This window comes from Sodalis-like endosymbiont of Proechinophthirus fluctus (genome assembly GCF_001602625.1).
In the GTDB taxonomy this organism is placed as follows: domain Bacteria; phylum Pseudomonadota; class Gammaproteobacteria; order Enterobacterales; family Enterobacteriaceae.
Genome location: NZ_LECR01000064.1, coordinates 4,703 through 7,970 on the forward strand (window position 1 = coordinate 4,703; position 3,268 = coordinate 7,970).

Consider the following 3,268-nt stretch of genomic DNA (forward strand, 5'->3'; position numbering starts at 1 on the left):
GCTTTTGTTATCGTCATCCAGCCAGCGCGCGCGGATAATGTCCTGGCTGCGCTCATCGAGACCTTCCAGCGCGGTGCTCAGCTTGTCAGCGGCGTGATCGTCCCAGTTATCCTCCTCGATGCCATCAGCGAAATCGGATGATTTGTCCTGCAGGTAGAGCATGGGCGCCATAGGCCGTCCTTCTCGAGCATCATCTTCCGGCGCGGGATCGAAGGTCATATCCTTTGCGACCATGCGGGATTCCATCTCACGGACATCGTTGCTAGTCACGCCCAACTCCTTGGCCACCATTTCTACTTCGTCCTGATTGAACCAGCCCAGGCGCTGCTTGGTTTTACGCAGGTTAAAGAACAGCTTGCGCTGCGCCTTGGTGGTTGCCACTTTCACAATACGCCAGTTGCGCAGCACGTACTCATGAATTTCTGCCTTAATCCAATGGACCGCAAACGACACCAGCCGCACACCTACTTCCGGATTAAAACGGCGGACGGCTTTCATAAGGCCGATATTGCCTTCCTGGATCAGGTCAGCCTGAGGCAGACCATAACCAGAATAGTTACGCGCAATATGAACAACAAAGCGCAGGTGAGACAGGATCAGCTGTTTGGCCGCTTCCAAATCTCCCTGGTAATGCAGCCGCTCAGCAAGCGTCCGCTCCTCCTCCGCCGTCAGCATTGGATAGGCATTAGCGGCCCTCACATAGGCTTCCAGGCTGCCCTGGGGAATATAGGCTAAAACTTGCATATCTTCGTCGATCATTCATGACCTCTCGCTAGAAACTAGGATGCCGTTTTTCAAAAAGCCTGCACTAAGACGTGATGCCCCATCATTGAACGGCTGATAATAAGATCGCAATTCCGTCGGTGAATTCAGCAACTGTGATCTTCATCCGGATCCTCATCATACCAAAAATTTTTTACTCAGTCAGGTGTAAAAACTAGCTTAAATGTTGTACCATCGCCAGCCAAGTCACAAGCCGGCCAGTTATGGAAGAAATCAGCAGCAAAAATCAGCAGCAAGAGAATAGCTTCATCCTAACTCAAACCGTGCGGCATGAACGTTGTGCCAAACGCCGCCACATTCGCCACTACCAATTCGATCTGCCAGTCCAACAAGCTGGATAGCATCAGTGACAGCACCACGCCGCCCACTGTTTAAAACGGACACAGAGTAAACCCATAGATAGCGCCGATTAATCTCATAGCGTTAATGATCTCGCACCGGCTGAAAATGCCCAAACGAATGCTGTTGCCGATAACAAATAAAACATTTATAATAAAAATTATAAATATTATGGCAGAGACCTTGCCAGCTAACGGCGGCAGACGGACGAACCAGCTGTCGTCTATGCGCACTTCCATCCGCGACCTGGGTGGAGGAGATACGGTCACGCAGAGTCTTAAGCGTGTCGGCGTCTGGAAATTGACTTTGGGCGCGAAGTAGCCGCCGCCTACAGCAGATTTTCCTCCAGAATGTCCATCAGCTCTTTGCCCGAAAGACAATTGACCTTGGCGACACCTTCCCCTGCTTGAGTATGCCAATCACCTTCATAGCCGCATCGTCATCCAGCACTTTCCGGGTACACCGCCATCTACAAGCGTTGGATACCACTGCTCCGTCGCCTGGCTAACGTTTTTCCATGCCAAATAACATAAAATGGGCAACGTCAACGAAATAGCAATCACCATCACAGCTAACAGTGTATCTAGCAGCTGACGCCAGCATATCCAGCCAGGCAAGCGACAGCTGATTCGAGCCACCGCGCGGCGCCTTTTATTTCGCCGCTTTCGCCTCTCCCGCCGTTTGTATGCACGATACTTTAGTCGGAATGTCCGCACGCACTGGCCGAATTTATTCGCCACGGACGCCCCGGAAATGCATCCCTGATTAAGCGTAAAGATATAGCAATTCCGGCGCGCTATCAGCCCGGAATCATGGGTCGGCGTCATCATCATCACGCCGACTAGGTTAAATTTATTTAAACAAACGCAACATGCCTCATGACAGCCGCATTATCCAAGTTGCCTGTCGTCTTGCTCCGCCAGAAACACCGCCAGCTTGTTGACTACGGCGCGGGTAGTTGCCGGATACACTGCTGTTTCCCCTTGATAATTGCACTGGGAAATTGCCTGCTTTGTCCAGCAGGCCGACTTTATCCAGCGCCGCCAAGGACCCGTCAGCGGATTATCCTCCAGGCCGGGGTCGGAGATTACCAGCGGCATCTCCACATTATCATAAACGGTCCTATCCATGAGCAGATGATGATCCTGGAAGATCATCTCGATCTGACTGCACAGAAACGGGATTTCGCTGTTTTTCAGCCAGCTGCCATCATCGTGACCGCCAAATAAAATTTGGCCCGCGCTAGGGAGGCACTCAATGCCGAATATCAGTTTCAGTAGGGGGTACTTTTCTTTCTCCTCCCCGGAATGGCAGGTCAAAAACGCCATCTCAGCCGGACGGAGGTAGAAATCCACGCCTTGCAGAGCCTATCATCCAGCAACATAGGCTCTGCTGACTTGTTCAAAGCGAATCATCCTTTTTAATCCTCTCGAGCAAAAAGTGCCTCAATAAAATCATCGGCTTTAAAGGGCCGCAAATCCTCAATACCCTCCCCGACACCAATATAGCGAATCGGGATGCTGAATCGGTCCGCCACGGCAAAAATGACACCACCTTTGGCGGTGCCGTCCAGTTTTGTCAACGCGATGCCGGTTAGTCCTACCGCGTCATTAAATAAGTTAGCCTGGTTGACAGCATTCTGCCCGGTACTGGCGTCGAGGGTCAGCATAACCTCATGGGGAGCATCAACGTCCAGCTTTTTCATTACCCGAACGATTTTCTTCAGCTCGTCCATCAGGTGCGCTCTATTCTGCAGTCGCCCCGCGGTATCTGCTATCAGCACATCAATACCGCGCGCATTGGCCGCCTGGATTGCGCTGAAGATGACCGACGCGGAATCAGTGCCGATCTGTTGCGCTACCACCGGGATACGGTTGCGTTCGCCCCATACCTGAAGCTGCTCCACCGCCGCGGCGCGAAAGGTATCCCCTGCGGCCAGCATGACGCTTTTGCCTTCAATCTGATATTGCCAGGCGAGTTTGCCGATGGTGGTAGTTTTCCCCACGCCGTTAACACCGACCATCAGGATAACGAACGGGTCCTTGCCCGTGACCTCTAGCGGCCGCTCGACATTAGCAAGGATGGCCGCCATATCCACGCGCAACTGACTATACAGCGCCTCGGCGTCCTTGAGATGGCGACGTTT

The 3,268-nt window shown here is 52.5% G+C and carries 2 protein-coding genes and 1 pseudogene; all 3 read right to left on the bottom strand.

Annotated features, from left to right (window positions below):
• Nucleotides 1–759: RNA polymerase sigma factor RpoH (gene rpoH / locus BG74_RS06600; RefSeq protein WP_439895700.1), on the bottom strand; the 759-nt coding region annotated here is incomplete at its 3' end.
• A gap of 1,109 nt (nt 760–1,868) precedes the next feature.
• A pseudogene (locus BG74_RS06610) lies at nt 1,869–2,486 on the bottom strand (ATP-binding cassette domain-containing protein); the annotation flags it as partial.
• A gap of 56 nt (nt 2,487–2,542) precedes the next feature.
• On the bottom strand, nt 2,543–3,268 hold a 726-nt coding region (ftsY, locus tag BG74_RS06615), incomplete at its 5' end, for a signal recognition particle-docking protein FtsY (RefSeq protein WP_073961120.1).